The sequence below is a fragment of the Halomonas denitrificans genome, assembly GCF_003056305.1.
Lineage (GTDB): Bacteria > Pseudomonadota > Gammaproteobacteria > Pseudomonadales > Halomonadaceae > Halomonas > Halomonas denitrificans.
In genome coordinates, this window is sequence record NZ_PYVX01000001.1 from 1,235,986 (window position 1) to 1,256,403 (window position 20,418).

Below are 20,418 nucleotides of genomic sequence, written 5' to 3' on the forward strand. Positions count from 1 at the left end.
TTATTCACTCTGCTGTCGCAGGTTGATGTTCTGTTCGATGGCGGTGAGCTGCTCGAGCTTCTCGGCCATCGCCTCGAGTTCCTGGCTGAGCGCCTCCTTCTCCTCCACGGCGGCATCCGCGGCGCGACGCCGCTCGGCCAGCTGGCCGGCCAGGCTGCGGCGCCCCTCCAGCTCGTTGAGCCAGTAGCGCAGCAGCGGCTGCAGCTCGCTCGGGGCGCTCGCCAGGTCGGCCTTGAAGAGCTCCGAGGCGCGGTTCCACTGCTGCTCGCTCCCCCAGGCGAGCAGCACGGCGCGCGACAGGCGGCGCACCTTGCCCTCGCCTTCCAGGCGCAGCAGGGTGGCCTCCCGCCACGCCCGGTCGCCCCGCTGGGAGGTCAGGCCGAAGGCCACCCACTCGGGCAGCAGGCAGTCGTCGTCCTCGAAATCCGGCAGCGCATCGGTGCAGGCTAGCGTGCCGTTAGGGGCATTCGGCATCGCCACGCCCGAATGGGGCGCGAGCGGCGCGGGCAGATACTGACATCCGGTCAGCCACAGCGTGGTCAGACACAGCAGCCAGGGGCGTACGGTCATGACAGGTCCTTGGTAGCAGCGTCACCCGCCAGGGCGGGTTGCGAGTTCGGGTCGCCCGACTCGGGCGACGGGGTCGGCCAGGGCAGGGTGAGCCGGAAGCAGACCGCCAGCCGCGGATCGTCCACCAGCGCCAGCTGGCCCTGCTGGAGGCGGGCGCAGTCGGCGGCCACCGAGAGGCCGATGCCGGAGCCCTTGAGCGGGCCCTTGCGGCGCGTCCGGCCCTGATAGAAGGCGTCGAAGAGTCGATCGCGGTCCTCCTCGGCGATCGGTTCGCCGCTGTTGGCGACCTCGATCACCAGGCGATCCTGAAGCGCGCGGGCGCGGATCTCGAGCTCGCCGCCATCCTCGCCGTAGGCCACGGCGTTGGAGATCAGGTTGTCGAGCACCCGGGCGGTGGCGGTGCCGTCGAGCGCCCAGGTCAGCGGGCCGTGGAAGCAGCTGACCCGCATCTCCTTGTTGTCGAGCGCCAGGCGATGCTTGGCCAGCACCTCCTTGACCACGGTGGCGACGTCCAGCCGGGCAATGTCGAGCTGACGGCTGTGCTTGAGCAGGTTGTAGTCGAGCAGCTGCTCGATCAGCTGCTGCAGCTCGCGCCCGCTGGTGTCGATCAGGTCGAGGATCTCGCGCTGGCGAGGCGTGACCTCGCCGGCCACGCCGTCGGAGAGCAGCGACGAGCCCTCGCGCACGCTGGCCAGCGGCGTCTTGAGTTCGTGGGACATGTGGCGCAGGAACTGCTGCTTCTGGGCTTCGAGGTCGTCGAGCCGGGAGGCCAGCCAGTCCAGGCGCTCGCCCAGGGTGACCAGCTCCGCCGGCCCCTTGAGGGGACGGGGCTGGCGCTCGGTGTCGCCGCCCAGGCTGCCGATGCCGAGGATGCGCCGCTCGAGCTGGCGGATCGGCTGGATGATCAGCCGGGTGAACAGCAGCATCAGCACCAGGCTCGCCGAGACCAGCGCCGCGGTCTGCCACCAGAGGCGGATCTGCACGGCCTCGGCACGGGCGCTGATGGCGTCGATGCGCTCGTCGATGCGGCGGTTGGTGGCCTGTCGCATCTCCTCGGTATGCTGGGCGAAGGGCAGGAAGTCGGAGAGCCGCGCCTTGAACTCTTCCAGCGGCAGATCGGGCAGCTCGGCGAGGTCGTCCAGCGCCTGCTCCAGGGCCGCCACGTGGGGATCATCGGGCAGCAGCTGGCGCTGCTGGGCCAGCAGCTGCCGGAACTCGGCGAGGCGCTCGTCGAAGATGTCCAGCAGCCCCTCCTGCTCGACCACCGCGTACTGCCGGGCGCCGCGCTCCATCTCCAGCGCCAGGGCGCCCAGCGAGCGGGCACGCCGGGTCTCCTCCACCGCCTGGCGGGCACTCTCGTCGGCCAGCCGAGAGAGCTCGGAGAGCGCCTGACCGGCTTGGATCATCAGCACCGCCAGCGGCAGCATCACCACCAGAAAGGCCAGCAACACCAGCTGCAACAGCGAGCGCGGACGCCAGCGGCGCGTAACGGCTGTGGTCATGAAGAGCGTTCTTTGCAGGAGAGTAAAGGGAACCACCATCGTCCATCCCTTAGGATACCAGAGATCGGCCGGCCACCTCGCGATCGTTCGGCCTCACCCGCAGGCGAAAAAAAAGGGCCGGCATGGCCGGCCCAATACGCAGGGAACTGAAGGGTCTGGCGGTGTCACCGATCGACGGCCTGGTCCGACCACCGCTGACCTCACCATGGGCCAGAGGCCCCCGAAGCCATGGGAACGCCCTCTGCCACCAGGGGCCGGTCGCTCTCATGCGGGTGGCCGACCGGCCACCCCGCTTCGTTACTGGCGGCAGCGCCACGAGGGCGATGCCGCGCGATTCGATCCCCCCTGACCGGGTCGAGACCCGCGGGGGAGAGGCATCCTTGCCAGGGCATCCTTGCCCTCTCGATACCGATCCTTGCCTCTCGGCGGTACCGTCTCATCGCAACCTAAAGTCACACATCGCTTGGAGCAGACACTGGTCGCGTTCGGGGGACCGGGCGCACAGGGTAGTGATGACGCGGCGCCCCCTCGGCAACCGGAAAACGGATCGAGCCGTATGACCCGCTTCCCTTGCTCACCCTACCTATTGCCAGGCGCGTGCCAACGACCTCGCAACACCTTAAGAATCAGCAGGTTAAAAAGGCAAAAAAACGGCATGGTCGAGCGAGGGAGGCCCGAGCGGGGGAAAACGGGGGTGTGGGCGGCCTGCTTCGTCGCCGAACGGCGACGCCTTTCGAGCCTTGACGAAAAAGCCTTTCATTATCAGCGCCTTGACACGTCCCCCTACGGAGACGCCGCGGCGCCGGGCGACGCCTTCCGGCGACAGCCCGGCCCGTCAGGCGAGGGTCTTGATCAGGATCTTGGACTTGCGGGCGTGGTTGTAGGTATCGCGACGCAGGGTGGGCAGCGCCTCGATGCCGGCCAAGCGGAAGTCGTGCTCGAAGAACCAGTGGGTGGTGTGGGTGGTCAGGGCGAACAGCGACGAGAGCCCGAGCCGGTGGGCCCGGCGCTCGATCTCGGCGAGCAGCCGCTCGCCGCGGGCGCCGCCGCGGTAGTCGTCGTGCACGGCCACGCAGGCCAGCTCGCCCATCTCGGCCTCGTCGAAGGTGTGCAGGGCGGCGCAGCCGATGATCATGCCGTCGCGGTCGATCACCAGGTAGTCGTCGATCTCGTACTCCAGCCGCTCGCGGGAGCGCGGCACCAGCATGCCCCGCGACTCCAGTGGCTCGAGCAGCTCCAGCAGCCCGCCGATGTCGCCGAGCTCGGCCGGGCGCAGCTGCTCGTAGCGATGCTCGGTGATCATGGTGCCCACCCCGTCGCGGGTGAACAGCTCGCCGAGCAGGGCATCGTGATCGTGCCAGGAGAGCAGGTGGGTGCGGGCGACCCCGTGGCGCGCCGCCGCGCAGGCCGCGCCGAGGTGGCGGGCCAGCTCGCTGGCGGGGTCGGCCTGGCGGAGCAGCGGCGCGGCCTCGGCCGGGGTGAGCTGGCGCTGCAGCCGGCCGCCGGCATCGACCAGCCCGCAGGCCTCGCCGAGCAGGATCAGCTTGTCGGCGCCGAGCGCCGTGGCGGCGTGGTGCGCCACCTCGGCGGCGTCCAGGTCGAAGACCTCGCCGGTGCTGGAGAAGCCCAGCGGCGGCAGCACCACCAGCGCCCCCCGCTCGAGCAGGCCCTCGATCGCCTGATCGCGCACCCGGCGCACCTCGCCGCTGCGATCGAAGTCGACGCCGTCGCGCACCCCCAGCGGCTTGGCCATCACCAGGTTGCCCGAGACCACGGTCATCTCGATGCCGTGCAGCGGCGTGTTGGGCAGGCCGGGGGAGAGCCGCGCCTCGAGCCACAGCCGCTGCTCGGCGGCCACGCGCTCGACCCACGCCATGATCGCCTCGTCGGCGACCCAGCGCCCGCGGTGGCGGGCCGGCACGATGCCCGCCTCGTCCAGCGCCCGCTGCACCTGGGGGCGGATGCCGAACACCACCACCAGGCGCACGCCCAGGGTATGCAGCAGCGCCAGGTCCTGGATCAGCTGCTCGCCTCGGCCGCTCGCCATGGCCTCCCCCTCGATCAGGATGACGAAGGTTCGTCCCCGATGGGCGTTGATGTAGGGCGAGGAGTTGCGAAACCAGTCGACAAAGGGGAAACGAGTATCCAAGGCCGCGCTCCGGCAGCAGGTGAACGAGGGAGGGTCGAGCCTCACTATATCAGAGCCATAAAAACGGCGGCACCACCGAGGTGATGCCGCCGCCTGGCCGGTCGGGCGAGATCGGGCTAGCCGAACATGCCCTTCAGCGTGAAGAAGAACAGGATAGCGAGACCCGCACCCGCCGGCAGCGTGATCAGCCACGACATGGCGATGGTGCCGATGACCCGCAGGTTGAGCGCCGCCATGCCGCGGGCCAGGCCCACGCCGAGCACCGCTCCGACCAGGGTGTGGGTGGTGGAGCTCGGCAGGCCGGTGCCCGAGGCCAGCACCACGGTGGTGGCGGCCGCCAGGGTGGCGGCGAAGCCGCGGCTCGGCGTCAGCTCGGTGATACCGGTGCCCACGGTGGCGATGACCTTGTGGCCGTAGGTGACCAGGCCGACGACGATGCCGCCGCCGCCCAGCACCAGCACCCACCAGGGCACCAGGGCGGCGCCCTCGACCTTGCCGCCGGTCTGCACCACGCTGATCACCGCCGCCAGCGGACCCACGGCGTTGGCCACGTCGTTGGAGCCGTGGGCGAAGGCCATGGCGCAGGCGGTGAAGATCATCAGCACGCCGAAGACCCGCTCCACGCCGGAGAAGCCGAACTGGTCGGCCTGGCGGCTGGAGGCCTTGACGCGCCGTTCCATGAACACGCCGAGCGCCGCGATCAGCAGGCCGGCGAGGATGGCGAGCAGCAGGCTGGTGCCGAAGCTCAGGTCCAGGCCGACGTGCTTGAGGCCCTTGGTGAGGGTCACCATGGTCACCGCGAAGCCGACCAGGAAGATGTACATCGGCACGTAGCGCTTGGCCGCGGCGAAGGGATCCTGGGCCTCGAAGATCAGGTGCTGGACCGACTTGAAGAGCGTGAAGGCGATGGTGCCGGAGAGCAGCGGCGAGACCACCCAGCTGGCGGCGATGGTGCCCACCGCGCCCCAGTCCACCGCGGCCGCGCCGAGGCCCGCCACCGCGAAGCCGACGATGGCGCCGACGATGGAGTGGGTGGTGGAGACCGGCCAGCCCTTCATGGAGGCGACCAGCAGCCAGGTCGCCGCCGCGAGCAGCGCCGCCAGCATGCCGTAGACCAGCAGCTGCGGGTCATCGCGCAGCAGCTCGGGATCGATGATCCCCTTGCGGATGGTGTTGGTGACCTCGCCGCCGGCGAGCCACGCGCCGAGGAATTCGAAGATCACGGCGATGATGATCGCCTGCTTGATGGTGATGGCCCGGGAGCCCACCGAGGTGCCCATGGCGTTGGCCACGTCGTTGGCGCCGACGCCCCAGGCCATGAAGAAGCCGAAGAGACAGGCGAGGATGATGAAGACCTCGCCGTGCTGAGCAATGATCGACATAGGGAGTGTTCCCTTGTTGCGGTCAGAAGAAGAGCGAAACAACGAGGCCCCGGGATCGCCGGGGCCGCTGCGTTCAGTTGGCCGTCATGATCTGCAGTCGGCTGCCGACGCGCTCGGCGCGGTCGGAGAGCTCGCCCACCCAGTCGATGATCTTGTAGAGGAACATCACGTCCACCGGCGGCAGGCGATCCTCGAGCTCGAAGAGCTGGCGGCGGATCGCCACCTGCTGGCCGTCGGCCTGCTGCTCGAGCACGTGCAGCTCGCGGATCAGCTTCTGCATCACGTCGGAGACGTTGCGCCCGAAGCCGGACTCGAGCAGGTCCTTGAGCTCCTCGAGGGCGTGGCGCGCCTGGGCCACGCAGGCCACCGAGGTGCGCATGTAGTCACGCATCGGCTGGGCCAGCTCCTCGGGCACCTGCATGCGACGCCCGAGCATGATGCCGGTGATGTCGCGGACCTTGTTGGCGATCTTGTCCTGCACGCTGATCAGGTCGAGCAGGTCGGAGCGCGAGACCGGCAGGAACATCGTGTTGGGCAGGTTGAGACGCAGCTCGGTCTTGAGCTCATCGGCCTCGTGCTCGAGGCGCGTGATCGTCTCGCGATGCTGCTCGGCGGTGTCCCAGTCGCCCTCGAGGGACGCCTCGAAGAAGGGCAGCAGCTCGTCGGCACACGCGTTGGCCTTGACGATGTGGGCCAGCAGCGGATGGAATGGCGAGCGGCCGAACATCGCGGAGAAGGGATTGGATGTCACCATGGGCATCTATGAACCTGGAAAAATGGCGGCGTCAGTATAGTGACTGACACCCTCAGCGTCATGAAAAAATCATCCAATATTCATCGAACCGAGGTGGCTCTCCCGATGGCAAACGAGATCGAACTCAAGCTCGCCCTGGGCGACCCGGACGCCGGGGGCGCCGCAGGGCCCGAGGCCCTGCGACGACACCCGCGCCTGGCCGGGGTGACGCCGACGCTCACCCAGCTCGGCAACACCTACTTCGACACCCCCGAGGGCGACCTGGAGGGCGCGCGCATGGCGCTGCGCCTGCGCCGCGCCGACGGGCGCCTGCTGCAGACGCTGAAGACCCGCGGCCAGGGCGGCGGCGGGCTCTCGACCCGCGGCGAGTGGGAGTGGGAGGTGCCGGGCCCCGGCCTCGACCTCGAGGGGCTCGCCGCGCTGCCGCCGATGGCCGAGCGCGAGCCGGGCCTGCTCGAGCGCCTGGTGCCGCGCTTCGCCACCGACTTCGCCCGCGAGACCTGGTGGCTCGAGCACGCGGGCGCGACCATCGAGCTCGCCCTGGACATCGGCGAGATCCGGGCCGGCGAGCGGGTGGTGGCGATCCGCGAGCTGGAGCTCGAGCTCAAGGCGGGCGAGCCCGAGGCGCTCTGGTCGCTGGCCGAAGCCCTCGCCGACACCGTGGCCCTGCGACCCTCGGACACCAGCAAGGCGGCCCGCGGCGGCGCCCTGCTCGAGGGCACGCGCGCGCTGCCCGAGGCCAGCTCCCCCGCCGGCTGGTTGCACCGCGCCACCCTGGCGCTGGATGCCCTGGCGGACAGCGGCGACGAGACCTGGCGCCACGAGGCGCGCCGGGCCTTCCAACGGCTGGCGGAACTGGGCGATGATGCGGGAGGAGACGGCGACGCCCGGGCACTCGCCGAGGCGCTTTCGGCCGAGCCCTGGCTGACCCCGGCCTTCGGGCGGCGCATGCTGCGCCTGGCCCGCCGGCTGCCGGGCGATGCCGACCTGAGCTGAGCCGACCCGAGCTGACCCAGCCCGACAGGCCCGGCTTGCCACCACAAGGACGACGCTCGTGAACTACCTCCCCAAGCCCGCGGGCGAAGGCCTGCGCACCCGGGTCTTCCAGATCATCTTCGAATCCGACACCCTGGCGGCCAAGGCCTTCGACATCGCCCTGATCGGGGCGATCCTGATCAGCGTGCTGGTGGTGATGCTGGAGAGCATCGAGAGCCTGCGCGTCGACTATGGCGCCTGGTTCTTCTGGCTGGAGTGGGGCTTCACCCTCGCCTTCACCCTCGAGCTCGCGGTGCGCCTCTACTGCCTCGAGCGCCCGCTGCAGTACCTCAAGAGCTTCTACGGCATCATCGACCTGGTGGCGATCCTGCCCACCTGGCTGGCGCTGGTGCTGCCGGGGGCCCAGTCGCTGGTGGTGGTGCGCCTGCTGCGCACTCTGCGCATCTTCCGGGTGCTGCGGCTGATGGAGTTCGTCGGCGAGGGGCGGCTGCTGATCGACGCCCTCAAGCGCAGCAGCCACCAGATCTTCCTGTTCCTGTTCACCGTCTTCATGCTGGTGACCATCTTCGCCTCGCTCGTCTACCTGATCGAGCCCGAGGAGGCCGGCTTCACCAGCATCCCCACGGCGATCTACTGGGCCGTGGTCACCCTGACCACGGTCGGCTACGGCGACATCGTGCCGGTCACCCCGCTGGGCCAGGCGATCTCGGTGATGGTGATGCTGATCGGCTACTCGATCATCGCGGTGCCCACGGGGGTCTTCTCCGCCGAGGTGATCCGTTCGATCCGCGCCGACCGCTACTCCGACGAGGCCTGCCCGGGCTGCGGCCACGACCGCCACGAGCAGCGCGCGCGGTACTGCCTGCGCTGCGGCACCTGGCTGGACGAGAACACCCCCGACCCCCGCCTGGCCGAGCAGGCCCCGGCGGGGACGGACGGGGAGGACGCCGAGAAGACGCCGCCGCGCTGAGCCGGCGGCGCGGCGAGGCCGCGCCGTGCGTCAGGCCTGGAAGGGACGGACGTCGCCGCGCCCCTCGCGCAGGATGGTCGGCGGCAGGTCGCGCAGGTCGATCACGCTGGTCGGCTCCAGGTGGCAGGCGCCGCCGTCGATGACCAGGTCGAGATGGGCGCCGAAGCGCTCGCGAATCTCCTCGGCGTCGGTCATCGGCAGCTCCTCCCCCACCGGGATCAGGGTCACGCTCATCAGCGGCTCGCCCAGGGCGTCGAGCAGGGCCCGGGTGATCTGGTGGTCCGGCACCCGCACGCCGATGGAACGGCGCTTGGGGTGCAGCAGCAGCCGCGGCACCTCGGTGGTGGCGTCGAGGATGAAGGTGTAGGCGCCCGGCGTATGCGCCTTCAGCAGCCGGAAGACCGCATTGTCCACCTTGGCGTAGGTGCCGATCTCCGACAGATCCGAGCAGACCAGAGTGAAGTTGTGCTTGTCGTCCAGCGAGCGCAGCCACTTGATCTTCTCGATGGCCTTCTTGTCGCCGAGGTGGCAGCCCAGGGCGTAGCCGGAGTCGGTCGGATAGGCGACCACCCCGCCGCCGCGGATGATCTGGATCGCCTGGTCGATCAGGCGCTTCTGGGGATTGTCCGGGTGGATCTGGAAGAACTGGCTCATGCGAGCTCCCTGTTCGGTGGCCGGAAATGGGGTAGCGCCACGATAACATGCGCCGCCGGGGGCGGCGTCAGGCCCCAGGCGACGCGGCGGCGGTGGCGACGAGGCCGGCCAGGCGCGGGTGGGTCCACACCGGCGGCGTGGCGGTGCGCGGCACGGGGCTCATGCTGCCCGGCGCCAGGTGCCCACCAGGGAAGTGGAAGTCGCTGCCCACCGAGCCGAAGAGCTCGCGCTCCTGCAGCTGGCGCGCCAGGTCGCGGGTCACGTCGGGATTCTGGAAGCCGCTGACCAGCTCCGCGGCCTGGCCGCCGGCGGCGGCGAAGTCGTCGAGCAGCAGCCCGCGCTTGCGCCGGGTCAGGCCGTGGCGCAGCGGATGGGCGAGCACCGCCACCCCGCCGGCGTCGAGGATCCAGGCCACCGCCGTGGCCAGAAACGGCCAGTGGGCCTTGATGTCGCCGGCCTTGCCGTTGCCGAGGTGCTTCTTGAAGGCGGTGCCGATGTCGGGCACCAGCCCCGCGGCCACCAGCGCCCGGGCGAAGTCGGGCCGCCCCAGCGGGCGCTCGGAGCCGGCCTGTTCCCGGGCCCGGGCCAGGGCATCGTCGAGGCCGATCTTCTCGAGCCGTTCGGCGATGCGGTGGGAGCGCTGCTCGCGGGCCTCGGCCTGGGCGGCCAGCCCCGCGACCAGGTCGCCCCGCGGCCCCTCGGGCAGCAGGCCCACCACGTGGATGTTGATGCCGCGCCACTGGGTCGAGAGCTCGGTGCCGGGGATCAGGCCGATGCCCTGCTCGCAGGCGGCGGCCTGGGCCTCCTCGATGCCGGCCATGGTGTCGTGGTCGGTCAGCGCCATCAGGGTCACGCCCTTGGCCCGGCACAGCGCCACCACCTCGGCCGGCGGCAGGGCGCCGTCGGAGGCCGTGGAGTGCATGTGCAGGTCGACGCTATGGGGTTCGCCCTCGAATCGGGCGGGAGGTGCGGTCATGGGCATGACGCCGGCAGGTGACTTTGTCAGAATATCCCGACATGGTGCTCGCGCGGCCGGTGACGGTCAATGTCGAGGCCATCGGCCCCGCGGCGCGAGCCGCCCACCACCGAGGAAGAACCGCGATGCTCTACGCCATCATCAGTGAAGATGTGAACGACAGCCTGGAACGGCGCCTGGCCGCCCGCCCGGATCACCTGGCCCGCCTCGAGGCGCTGCGCGACGAGGGCCGCCTGGTGCTGGCCGGCCCGCATCCCGCCATCGACAGCAACGATCCGGGCGAAGCCGGCTTCACGGGGAGCCTGGTGGTCGCCGAGTTCGAGAGCCTCGAGAGCGCCCAGGCCTGGGCCGACGCCGACCCCTACATGATCGCCGGCGTCTACGCCAAGGCGATCGTGAAGCCGTTCAAGAAGGTCCTGCCCTGACCCTCACCCACAGGTTTTCTTGTCCACAGCCGGTTTCCCACAGCTGCTGTGGACAAGCCTGTTGAAACGCCGCGGACGCCTTTCGCCAGCCCCGATACCGTGGCGCCGCGACACGATCGATCAAAGCTTGATCACCCCCCCCCCCCCCCCCCCCTCTGACCCCGAGACCGGACCGACCGGAGCCCCGCCGTGACCGCTGCCCCCGACGCCCTGCCGCCGCTCGCCGGCCTTCAGACCGCCCGCCTCGACTGGCGCCGGGATGAGGGCGGCGAGGAGGCGCCCCACTCCGCTGCCTTCGATGACGTCTACTTCTCCCGCCACGACGGCCGCGCCGAGACCGAGCACGTCTTCCTGCACGCCAACCGGCTGCCGGCGCGCTTCGCGGAGTGGCAGGAGGCGCGCCCCTTCGTGATCGGCGAGACCGGCTTCGGCACCGGGCTCAACATGCTCTGCGCCTGGGCCTGCTTCGACGCCCACTCCCCGCCGACGGCGCGACTGCACCTGGTCTCCACCGAGAAGTTTCCCCTGGCGCGGGAGGATCTCGCCCGGGCGCTCGCCGCCTGGCCGGACCTCGCCGAGCGGGCCGCCCGCCTGGTCGCCCAGTGGCCCGAGCCGGTGGCCGGCGTGCACCGGCTGTGGCTCGACGAGCGGGTCACCCTCGACCTGCACTTCGGCGACACCACCGAGCGCCTCGAGCGGCTCGACGGCCGGGTCGACGCCTGGTTCCTCGACGGCTTCGCGCCGTCGAAGAACCCCGAGATGTGGCGGCCCGAGCTGTTCGCCGCCCTGGCGGCCCGCTCGCGCCCCGGCGCGACGCTGGCCACCTTCACCTGCGCCGGGGTGGTCAAGCGCGGCCTCGCGGCGGCCGGCTTCGCCTGGCGCAAGGTGCCGGGATTCGGGCGCAAGCGCGAGATGCTCGCCGGCGAGATCGTGGCACCCCCCGAGGATCGGCGCCGCGCGGCCACCCCCTGGTTCACGCCCCCCGCGGCGCGAGCGGCCCGCCACGTGGCCGTGGTCGGGGCGGGCATCGCCGGCGCGAGCGTGGCCGCGGCGCTGGCCCGGCGCGGCGTGGCGGTGACGCTCCTCGACCGCGAGGGGCCCGGCAGCGGCGGCTCCGGCAACGAGCAGGGGGCGCTCTACGTCAAGCTCGCCGCCGACACCAATCCCCAGAGCCGGGTCTACCTGGCCGGGCTGCTGCACAGCCGCCGCCTGCTCGAGGCGCTGGACCCCGAGCGGACTCTGTGGTCGCCCTGCGGGGTGCTGCAGCTGGCGATGAGTGACCGGGAGCAGGCCCGCCAAACGCGCTTCCTGGCCCATCACCCGCTCCCCGGGCGCGTCGTCCACGGCGTCTCGGCAGAGGAAGCGTCGCGGCTTTCCAGCACGCCGATCGAGCACGGCGGACTTCACTACCCCGAGGCGGGCTGGGTGCGCCCGGCGGCGCTGTGCCGGCGGCTGGCGGCCACGCCCGGCGTCACGTGCCGGCGGGCGGAGGTGGTCGGGCTGACGCCGGGAGACGACGGCTGGACGCTGGCGCTGGGCGAAGGCAAGGGCGAGCGGCTGACGGCCGACCAGGTGGTGATCGCCACCGCGGCGCTCGCCAACCGCTTCGCCCAGACGGCGGCGCTGCCGCTGCAGCCGGTGCGCGGCCAGGTCAGCCGGCTGGCGCTGCCCGAGGGGGCACCGACGCTCGACCGGGTGGTGTGCGCCGGCGGCTATGTGCCGCCGCCCCTCGATGGAACGCTCACCTTCGGTGCCACCTTCGCCCCGAACCGTGACGAGACCGCGGTGCACGAGGCCGACCACGCGGCCAACCTGGCGGAACTCGAGGCCACCCTGCCGACCTTCGTGGCCGCCCTGCGCGAGGCGGGCGCGGCGCTCGAGCCGGCGACGCTGGAGGGCCGGGCGGCGGTGCGCGCGGCGAGCCCCGACAAGTCGCCCTACGCAGGCCCGGTGCCGCTGGCCGAGGCCTGGGCGGCGGACTACGCGCTGCTCGCCAAGGACGCCACCCGAGTGCCCGAGACGCCGGGACGCCACCACGAGGGCCTGTGGATCAGCGCGGCCCACGGCTCCCGGGGGCTTGCCAGCGCCCCGCTCTGCGCCGAGCTGATCGCCTCACGGATCTGCGACGAGCCGCTGCCCCTGGAGGCGCCGCTGGTCGATCACCTCCACCCGGGGCGGCGACTCATCCGCGACCTGATCCAGGGTAAGCCGCCGACGAGAGGCGTCGGGAACGGCTCGTAGAGGCGGGCCATTGCCCTACCCCTCCTCCTCGTCATCGGCCAGGTCGCGGCCGAAGGCGCGCCACTGGGCCAGGGTCATCACCTCGGTGGACTCGGTCTCGAGGTCGTGGGCGATCAGCAGCTCGCCGCGGTCGAGCTGGCCCTTGAGCTGGCCGACCCAGCCGCGCATGCCCTCGCCGGTGTCGGTGGTGTCGTAGCCCTGGCGGGTGACGAAGGCCTCCAGCAGGCCGTCCAGGGTCTCCGGCGGCAGCATGCGGTAGGGCACCTCGATGAAGCGATCGCCGATCATTGGTCGACTCCTTGCTGTTCCCATTCGGCCAGCCGCTCGAGGAAGCCGGCCTCGTCGATGACCGGCACCCCCATCTGCTCGGCCTTCTCCCGCTTGCTGCCGGCGGCGTCGCCCGCCACCACGCAGGCGGTCTTCCTCGAGACGCTGCCGGCCACCTTGGCCCCCAGCGCCTGGAGCCGCGCCTTGCCCTCGTCGCGGGTCATGCTCTCGAGTGTCCCGGTGAGCACCCAGCTCTGGCCGGCCAGGGGCTGGGGGCGCTCGCCGACGGTCTCCTCCTCCCAGGTCAGGCCGCAGGCCAGCAGGTCCTCGATGGTCTCGCGGTTGTGCGGCTGCTGGAAGAAGGTGTGCACGTGGGCCGCGACGATCGGCCCCACGTCGTCCACCGCCTCCAGGGCAGGAACGTCGGCGGCCATCAGCGCCTCCAGGCTGCCGAAGTGGCGGGCCAGGTTGGCGGCGGTGGTCTCACCCACCTCGCGGATGCCCAGGGCGAAGATGAAGCGCGAAAGCGTCGTCTGCCGGGCCTTGTCGAGGGCCGCCACCAGGTTCTCGGAGGACTTCTTGCCCATCCGCGGCAGTTCGGCGAGGCGCTCGGCCTCCAGCCGGAAGAGGTCCGCCGGGGTGCTCACCCACTCGCGCTCGACCAGCGCCTCGATCAGCTTCTCGCCCAGGCCGTCGATGTCCAGCGCGCGACGCGAGGCGAAGTGCTTGAGCGCCTCCTTGCGCTGGGCAGGGCAGTAGAGGCCGCCGGAGCAGCGCGCCACCACCTCGCCCTCGAGGTGCTCGATCTCGGAGCCGCAGGCCGGGCAGCGCGTGGGAAAGACGATCGCCTCGGCATCCAACGGGCGGCGCTCGGTGAGCACCCGGACCACCTGGGGGATGACGTCGCCGGCCCGGCGGATCGCCACGGTATCGCCGATCTTCACGTCGAGCCGGGCGATCTCGTCGGCGTTGTGCAGGGTCGCGTTGGAGACGGTGACGCCGGCCACCGAGACCGGCTCGAGCCGCGCCACCGGGGTGATCGCCCCGGTGCGCCCGACCTGGAACTCGACGTCGTTGAGCCGGGTGGTCTCCTCCTGGGCGGGAAACTTGAAGGCAATCGCCCAGCGCGGGGCGCGGGCAACGAAGCCGAGCTCGCGCTGCAGGCGCAGGTCGTCGACCTTGATCACCACACCGTCGATGTCGTAGCCGAGGCGGTCGCGCTTCTCGCCGAGCGCGCGGCAGTAGTCGATGATGCCCTCGGCCCCCTCCACCACGGCGAGCTCCTGGCTGGTGCGAAAGCCATACTCGCCGAGCCTTGCCATCAGCTGGCTGTGGCTGGCGTCGCCCGGCTCCGGCTCGAGGCGCGCCACCTGGTAGGCGCTGAACTCCAGCGGCCGGGTGGCGGTGATACGGGGGTCGAGCTGGCGCAGGCTGCCGGCGGCGGCGTTGCGAGGATTGGCGAACACCTTGGTCTCCTCCTCCCGCGCCCGGTCGTTCAAGGCCTCGAAGCCCGCGTGGCTGATGATCACCTCGCCGCGTACCTCGAGCAGCGCCGGCGGGGCGTCGCCGCGCAGCCTGAGCGGGATCGAGCGCAGGGTGCGCAGGTTGGAGGTGATGCCCTCGCCGGTGCGGCCGTCGCCTCGGGTGACACCGGCGGTCAGCTCGCCGTGCTCATAGACCAGAGAGACGGCGGCGCCGTCGAGCTTGGGCTCGCAGCAGAAGGCCAGCGGCTCACCATGCGCCTCGAGGCGGTCGGCGACCCGGCGCACGAAGGCCTTGATCTCCTCCTCGTTGAAGGCGTTATCCAGGGAGAGCATCGGCACGGCATGGGCCACCTCGGGGAAGCCCGCGTCCGGCGCGGCCCCGACCCGCTGGGTGGGGGAGTCGGCGGTCGCGAGATCGGGATGCTCGGCCTCGATCTCCTGCAGGCGGCGCAGCCGACGGTCGTAGTCGGCATCGGTCATGCGTGGCTCGTCGAGCACGTAGTAGCGGTAATTGGCGTCGTCGAGCTCGCCGCGCAGGCGCGTCGCCTCTTCCTGAATCGATGGATCGGTCTGGCTCATGGCGTCTCTGGTCTGCTGTCAAGAAAGCACGGCTATTCTCGCACACCCGCTTTCGCCTGCCCTAAACGAAACAACCCCATGAAATCATGGGGTTGTTTCACTGGCCCGCGAAGCGGTGCCGCTAGTTGGCCTGATAGCGGTTGAGGCGATTGCGGCGCTCGAACTCCTGCACCCGCTGGCGGGCGAACTCCACGGTCTGAGCGGTCATCACGCTCTGGTGCTCGTCCTTCAGCACGCCGCCCAGGTGACGGACGATGACCATGGCGGTCTCGACCATCGCCTCGAAGGCCGCCGCGGTGTCGCTGGCGCCCGGCAGCGGCATCAACAGGGTGATCCCCTGGGTGCGGAAGTCGTCCATGGCCTCGATGGGGAAGGTCCCCGGCTTGACCACGTTGACCATCGAGAACTGCAGCCGGCTGTCCGGATCCTCGGTCTCGAAACGGTGGAAGATCCCCATGTCGCGCCCGTAGCGCAGCCCGCAGGCCAGCATCAGGTCGAGCAGCGCGGTACCCGAGAAGCCCTCCTCGTCCCGGGACATCACGCTGATCACCAGAATCTCCTCGGCGTGGCTCAGGGTCTCGCGGGCGTGCTCGGCGTTGACGTCGTGGCGCAGCGCCTTCTCGAGCACCGGGTGGGCGCGCACCACGTCGTCGCGGGGTGGCCGCTCGTCCAAGGCGGCCTCGTCGGCCGGCATCTCCGCGTACGAGTCGGAGGCCTCGGGCTGCTCGTGCCGACGGCGCGACGGGGTGAAGAGCGGATCGTCATCGTCGGCGCGGGCCACGGTCTCGGCCTCGAGGCGACGCCGCTCGGCTTCGCGCACGGCCTGTTCATGCTCGGCCTTCTTCCGCTCCGCGGCCTCCCGGGCGGCCTTCTCGGCGCGGGCCTGTTCGCGGCGCTGCTTCTCGTCGCGCTTGTGCTCGCGACGGTCATGGAGCGACTTCTGCAGGGAGGCGCCGAAGCGCTGCATGGAGGAGCCGACCCGCTTGGAGCCGCTCTTCAGGGAGTCGCCCATGCCCTCGAGGTCCACCAGGCGGTAGCGCTCCTCGTCGGCATAGCCGTCGTGATCCTCGGGATCGGCGGCGAGGACGCCGATCTCCTCGGCGGCCTCGCCCTTCGCCCGCTCGTCGGACGGTGCCGGGTGAGTGAGCGCTGGCTCACGGCGCGCTTCGCCGGCCTCGACCGTGCGGGTATCCTCAGCGACGTCGCGGTCGTGCGCGACCTCCTCGTGCTCCTGAGCGACCGCGTCCGCCTCGCGGGAGGACGGGGCGGCGGCGCGCGGCGCCTCGCGACGCACGGCATCGTCATAGCGCTCGCGCGCCTCGTCCCGCGCCGGGGTGGCGCGGGCACTCTCCGCCGGCACCGCCCCCTGCCGAGCCGGCTGCGCCGAATCCTGCCGGGCGGCCGTCTCGGTCGGTCGGGTGTCCTCGGCATGGCGCCGGAACTCCGACAGCACCCGCGACGGTCCGGGGTGCTCCTGGCGCTGCAGCTTGGGCTTGGGACGCACGCCCCCTTCGTCGGCCGGCCTGACGACCCGCGCCCCTCCGTTGGGCAGCTCCCAGTTGATTTCGGCCCGTCGGGCCTCGGCGTCGGGATCCACCGCGGGCTCGACGTGCTCGTCAGTCGCGCCGCTCTCGACCTGGTCCAGACGCGGGACGCGACGCTGACGCTGCAGGCGACGCACGCCATCGATGACGATGAGGGTCACCAACGCCAGCCCTAGTATGATCAGCCACTCTCTCAATTCCATGGGTCGTCATGCCTTTTGCTAAGGCGCCATGCCTGATGGTTGTCCGTCAACAGCATAGCGCGATTGCCAAAAAAAGGGCCAATTCTTTTATTTGTCAAGCGTGGCATTGTCATGCCCTCACCCGACCGGACCCTTCGCAATCGCCCTTCAGGTTCCCCATGCGTCCATGCACTACCGTCATCTTTGTCTTCCTTGTTAACCCGTTTACCGTTGACGTTCAAGCCCATCAGGCCTCGGCCAGGGCCGCGGCCTCCTCCACGCCCACCGATACCAGCCGCGAGACCCCCGGTTCCTGCATGGTCACCCCCATCAACCTTTCCGATGCCTCCATGGCGATCTTGTTGTGGGTGATATAGATGAACTGAACGGTATCAGACATCTCCTTGACCAGCTTGGCATAGCGTCCGACGTTGGCATCATCCAGCGGCGCATCGACCTCATCGAGCATGCAGAAGGGCGCCGGATTGAGCTGGAAGATGGCGAAGACCATCGACAGCGCGGTGAGGGCCTTTTCTCCCCCGGAGAGCAGGTGAATGGTGCTGTTCTTCTTACCGGGCGGGCGCGCCATGATGGCCACACCGGTCTCCAGCAAATCCTCGCCGGTCAGCGTCAGCCATGCGGTTCCGCCCCCGAAGACTCGCGGGAAAAGGCCCTGCAGGCCGTTGTTGACTCGCTCGAAGGTGTCGCGGAATCGCGTCCGGGTTTCCTGGTCGATCCGCCGGATCGCCCGATCCAGGGTCTCCAGGGCCTCGCTGAGCTCGGCGTGCTGGGCCTCCAGGTAGTCGCGACGCTCGGCCTGCTGGTCGTACTCCTCGATGGCCGCCAGGTTGATGGCGCCCAGCCGCCGGATGCGCTCGCCGACCTCCTCAAGCCGGGTCTGCCAGGCGGACTCGGTGGCGTTGGGGTCGAGGTGCTCGGCCAGGCTCGCGGCGTCGTGGTTGAGCTCGGCGAGCTGCTCGTCCTGGGTCTCGGCCTTGAGCGCGAGGGCCTGGACCTGCATGCGCGACTCCTGCAGGCGCTCGCGGATCCCCTCGAGGTTGCGCTCGTGCCCCTGGCGGGCCTGCTCGTCCTCGCGCAGCCGCTCGACCAGCTCGGCGGCCCGGGCGCGGGTCTCGTTGAGCACCCGCTCCTCGCGCTCGCGGCGAGCCAATAGCTCGTCGAGGCGCTCGCGCCGCTCCTCGTCTGGCTCGTGGAGCCCCTCGCGGGCCTCCTCCAGTTCGGCGCAGCGCAGCTCGAGGCGCTCACGGGCCTCGCCGGCGCGGCCCTGCTGCTCGGCCAGGCCGGTACGCTCGGTGGCCAGGCGCTCCTGCTCGAGGGCCAGGCGCTGGGCCTGATCGGCCAGCGGGCGCTGGCGGGCGCGCAGCGCGGTCAGCCGCTCGCGGGCCTCGCGGCGCTGCCGCTCGAGGCGCTCGCGGGTCTCGGCGCCCTCCTCCAGCCGCGCCATGGCCGCCTGCCACTGCTCGCGGGCCTCCTCGATGGCCAGCATCGCCTCCTCGCGGGATTCGGCCAGCCCCTCGAGCTCCTCGGCGAGCTCGGCGGCGCGCCCCTCCAGGTGCTCGAGGCGGCTGGCGAGCCCGCTCTCCTGCACGGCCAGCTGCTGGCGCTGCTGCTCGAGCTCGCGCTCCTGCTGACGCGTTCGCTCCAGGGCCGCCTCGGCCTGCTCGACCCGGGCCACGGCGTCCTCGAGACGCTGCTCCTGCTCGTCAAGGCGCGCCGCCACCTCGTCGAGGCTCTCGCGCACCTCCGCCTCGCGGCGGCGGCTGACCAGCAGGGCATCGGGCCCGGCGCCGGCGCCGCGGTGGCGCACCCAGCCCGCGCCGAGCCAGAGGCCATCGGGGGTGATCAGGCTCTCGCCGGCGGCGAGCGCCTCGCGCGCGGCCCAGGCCGACTCGCGGCTCTCGACGCAGCGGATGCCGGCGAGCCACTGGCCGGCCGCCCCGGCGCCGCGCACCCGGGCGGCGAGGCTCTCCGCCGGGGCACTCACTTCCTCGGCCTCGAGCAGGCCGAGCTCGGCCTGGGGCGGCGCGGCCATGGCCTCCCGGGACGCGTCCCGAGGCGCCAGGCGCGCGCTCAGCCAGGGCGAGAGCACCCAGGAGACCGCCTCCTCCCAGCCGGGCTCGACCTCGAGCGCCTCGCCGAGGCGCGGGTGCTCCCCCAGGCCGAGGGCGCTCAGGTGGGCATCGAGGGCCTCGTCGTGATCGGCCAGGGCGGCCTCGATCAGGGCCTCCAGCGAGGCCAGCTCGCCCTGCAGGGTGCTGCGCCGCTGACGGTCGGCCTCGCGGGCCTCCTCGGCCTCGCGCACCTCGCCGCGGGCGCCGTCACGATCGGCCTGCAGCGACTCGCGGGTGGCCTCGAGCTCGGCCAGCTGGGCCTCGAGTTCAGCATGGCGCTCGGCCAGTTCGCGACGCTGCTCGCCGAGGCCGGCGATGTCGGGGAGCTCCTCGTGCTGCTGGCGGCGGCGACGCTCGTCGGCGGCGAGTCGCTCGAGCCGGCCCTCCAGGTCGCGCAGGCGGTCCTGGGTGCGCTCGGCCTCGCGGCTCTGCTCCTGCCAGCGCTCGCCGAAGCTCTCCCAGGCGGCCTCGGCCTCCTCGGCGAGCGGCTCGGCCTCCTCCAGGGCGGCCTCCAGCGCGGCGAGCTGCTCGGCGACCTCCTCCTGCTCGGGCCCGAGGGTCTCCAGACGCTCCTCGAGGCGCGCCAGGCGCTCACCGTCGTCGTCGCCCAGGCGGGCGAGCTCGGCGAGCTCGCGGCGCGCGGCCTCGAGGTCCCGGGCCAGCTGCTGGTCCCGGGAGCGGGTGTGCTCCAGGTCCTGTTCCAGGCGCGCGATGGCGGTGGTGGTCTCGTAGAAGCTCGACTGGCGACCGTCCAGCTCCTCGGCCAGGCGGTCGTGCTCGGCGCGGGCCTCCTCGAGGCGCGTCTCGGCCTGGCGCATGCCCAGCACCTCGCGCTCCACCGCGGTCTCGAGCTCGCGGACGCGATTCTCCTCCTCGGTCTGGCTGGCGCGCAGGGCGCGGCCGCGCAGCAGCGCCAGCTCGCCCTTGAGGCGGTGCTCCTCCTGCTTGAGGTTCTGGTAGCGGCGCGCCGCCTCGGCCTGGCGCTTCAAGCGCTCGAGCTGCTTGTCGAGCTCCTCGCGGATGTCCTCCAGGCGCTCCAGGTTCTCCTGGGTGCGGCGCATGCGGTTCTCGGTCTCGCGCCGCCGCTCCTTGTACTTGGAGATGCCGGCGGCCTCCTCGAGGGTCGCGCGCAGCTCCTCGGGACGCGCCTCGATCAGCCGCGAGATCATGCCCTGGCCGATGATGGCGTAGGAGCGCGGCCCCAGCCCGGTGCCCAGGAACAGATCGGCGATGTCGCGGCGCCGGCACTTCTGGCCGTTGAAGAAGTAGCTGGACTGGGCGTCCCGGGTGACCTGGCGCTTGACCGCGATCTCGGCGTACTGGCCGTAGATGCCGCCCATGGCGCCGTCGCGGTTGTCGAAGATCAGCTCGATGGAGGCCATGCCCACCGGCTTGCGCCCGGTGGAGCCGTTGAAGATGACGTCGGTCATCGACTCGCCGCGCAGGGTCTTGGCCGAGGACTCGCCCATGACCCAGCGCACGGCGTCGATGATGTTGGACTTGCCGCAGCCGTTGGGGCCGACGATGGCTGTCATGTTGCCGTCGAAGGGCACGGTGACCGGATCGACGAAGGACTTGAAGCCCGCCAGGCGGATCGATGTCAGGCGCATG

General features: G+C 71.2%; 15 protein-coding genes. 4 read left to right on the plus strand and 11 right to left on the minus strand.

The annotated features are described in order from the left end of the window. The 5 genes from C9F13_RS05575 to C9F13_RS05595 all read right to left on the minus strand — a co-directional run bounded on the left by C9F13_RS05575 (nucleotide 1) and on the right by C9F13_RS05595 (nucleotide 6,357). Nucleotides 1–570 (minus strand): hypothetical protein, encoded by a 570-nt coding sequence (locus C9F13_RS05575; protein ID WP_108445187.1) that lies wholly within the window; start codon nucleotides 568–570, stop codon nucleotides 1–3. Further along, nucleotides 567–2,072 carry a sensor histidine kinase gene (locus C9F13_RS05580; protein ID WP_108445188.1) on the minus strand — a complete coding sequence of 502 codons (1,506 nt, stop codon included), beginning with the start codon at nucleotides 2,070–2,072 and terminating at the stop codon, nucleotides 567–569. Before C9F13_RS05580 ends, C9F13_RS05575 begins: the two co-directional genes overlap by 4 nt. 835 nt (nucleotides 2,073–2,907) lie before the next feature. Beyond that, a complete protein-coding gene (argA, locus tag C9F13_RS05585) occupies nucleotides 2,908–4,221 on the minus strand; it encodes an amino-acid N-acetyltransferase (RefSeq protein WP_108445189.1) in 1,314 nt (437 codons plus the stop codon). Nucleotides 4,222–4,337: 116 nt separating this feature from the next. After that, nucleotides 4,338–5,603 carry an inorganic phosphate transporter gene (locus C9F13_RS05590; protein WP_108445190.1) on the minus strand — a complete coding sequence of 422 codons (1,266 nt, stop codon included), beginning with the start codon at nucleotides 5,601–5,603 and terminating at the stop codon, nucleotides 4,338–4,340. 73 nt (nucleotides 5,604–5,676) lie between these two features. Beyond that, nucleotides 5,677–6,357, minus strand: a complete 681-nt coding sequence (locus C9F13_RS05595; protein WP_108445361.1) for a TIGR00153 family protein — start codon at nucleotides 6,355–6,357, stop codon at nucleotides 5,677–5,679. A gap of 105 nt (nucleotides 6,358–6,462) precedes the next feature. Between C9F13_RS05595 and C9F13_RS05600 the strand changes: the two genes are divergently transcribed. Continuing rightward, entirely contained in the window at nucleotides 6,463–7,353 is an 891-nt protein-coding gene (locus C9F13_RS05600) for a CYTH domain-containing protein (RefSeq protein ID WP_108445191.1), read from the plus strand. Between the two features lie 58 nt (nucleotides 7,354–7,411). After that, a complete protein-coding gene (locus tag C9F13_RS05605; protein ID WP_108445192.1) occupies nucleotides 7,412–8,323 on the plus strand; it encodes an ion transporter in 912 nt (303 codons plus the stop codon). Nucleotides 8,324–8,353: 30 nt separating this feature from the next. On the opposite strand, the gene C9F13_RS05610 is transcribed toward C9F13_RS05605, so the two are convergent. Both C9F13_RS05610 and C9F13_RS05615 read right to left on the minus strand, forming a co-directional pair. After that, on the minus strand, nucleotides 8,354–8,977 hold the full coding sequence (locus tag C9F13_RS05610) for an L-threonylcarbamoyladenylate synthase (protein ID WP_108445193.1): 624 nt from the start codon (nucleotides 8,975–8,977) through the stop codon (nucleotides 8,354–8,356). A 67-nt stretch (nucleotides 8,978–9,044) separates the two neighbouring features. Then, entirely contained in the window at nucleotides 9,045–9,959 is a 915-nt protein-coding gene (locus C9F13_RS05615; RefSeq protein WP_108445194.1) for a PHP domain-containing protein, read from the minus strand. A gap of 119 nt (nucleotides 9,960–10,078) precedes the next feature. On the opposite strand from C9F13_RS05615, the gene C9F13_RS05620 reads away from it, so the two are divergent. Continuing rightward, nucleotides 10,079–10,378 carry a YciI family protein gene (locus C9F13_RS05620; RefSeq protein ID WP_108445195.1) on the plus strand — a complete coding sequence of 100 codons (300 nt, stop codon included), beginning with the start codon at nucleotides 10,079–10,081 and terminating at the stop codon, nucleotides 10,376–10,378. A 189-nt stretch (nucleotides 10,379–10,567) separates the two neighbouring features. Continuing rightward, nucleotides 10,568–12,619 (plus strand): bifunctional tRNA (5-methylaminomethyl-2-thiouridine)(34)-methyltransferase MnmC2/FAD-dependent 5-carboxymethylaminomethyl-2-thiouridine(34) oxidoreductase MnmC1, encoded by a 2,052-nt coding sequence (mnmC, locus tag C9F13_RS05625; RefSeq protein ID WP_108445196.1) that lies wholly within the window; start codon nucleotides 10,568–10,570, stop codon nucleotides 12,617–12,619. Between the two features lie 15 nt (nucleotides 12,620–12,634). Here mnmC and C9F13_RS05630 read toward each other — a convergent pair whose 3' ends face one another. The 4 genes from C9F13_RS05630 to smc all read right to left on the minus strand — a co-directional run bounded on the left by C9F13_RS05630 (nucleotide 12,635) and on the right by smc (nucleotide 20,417). Beyond that, nucleotides 12,635–12,907 carry a YheU family protein gene (locus tag C9F13_RS05630; RefSeq protein WP_108445197.1) on the minus strand — a complete coding sequence of 91 codons (273 nt, stop codon included), beginning with the start codon at nucleotides 12,905–12,907 and terminating at the stop codon, nucleotides 12,635–12,637. Continuing rightward, nucleotides 12,904–14,949: an NAD-dependent DNA ligase LigA gene (ligA, locus tag C9F13_RS05635; protein WP_108445198.1), complete on the minus strand. Its 2,046-nt coding sequence runs from the start codon at nucleotides 14,947–14,949 to the stop codon at nucleotides 12,904–12,906. The genes C9F13_RS05630 and ligA overlap by 4 nt, the downstream gene beginning before the upstream one ends. 121 nt (nucleotides 14,950–15,070) lie before the next feature. Continuing rightward, nucleotides 15,071–16,696 (minus strand): cell division protein ZipA, encoded by a 1,626-nt coding sequence (gene zipA, locus C9F13_RS05640; RefSeq protein WP_108445199.1) that lies wholly within the window; start codon nucleotides 16,694–16,696, stop codon nucleotides 15,071–15,073. 226 nt (nucleotides 16,697–16,922) lie between these two features. Then, on the minus strand, nucleotides 16,923–20,417 hold the full coding sequence (gene smc / locus C9F13_RS05645) for a chromosome segregation protein SMC (RefSeq protein ID WP_108445200.1): 3,495 nt from the start codon (nucleotides 20,415–20,417) through the stop codon (nucleotides 16,923–16,925). Nucleotide 20,418: the final 1 nt, after the last annotated feature.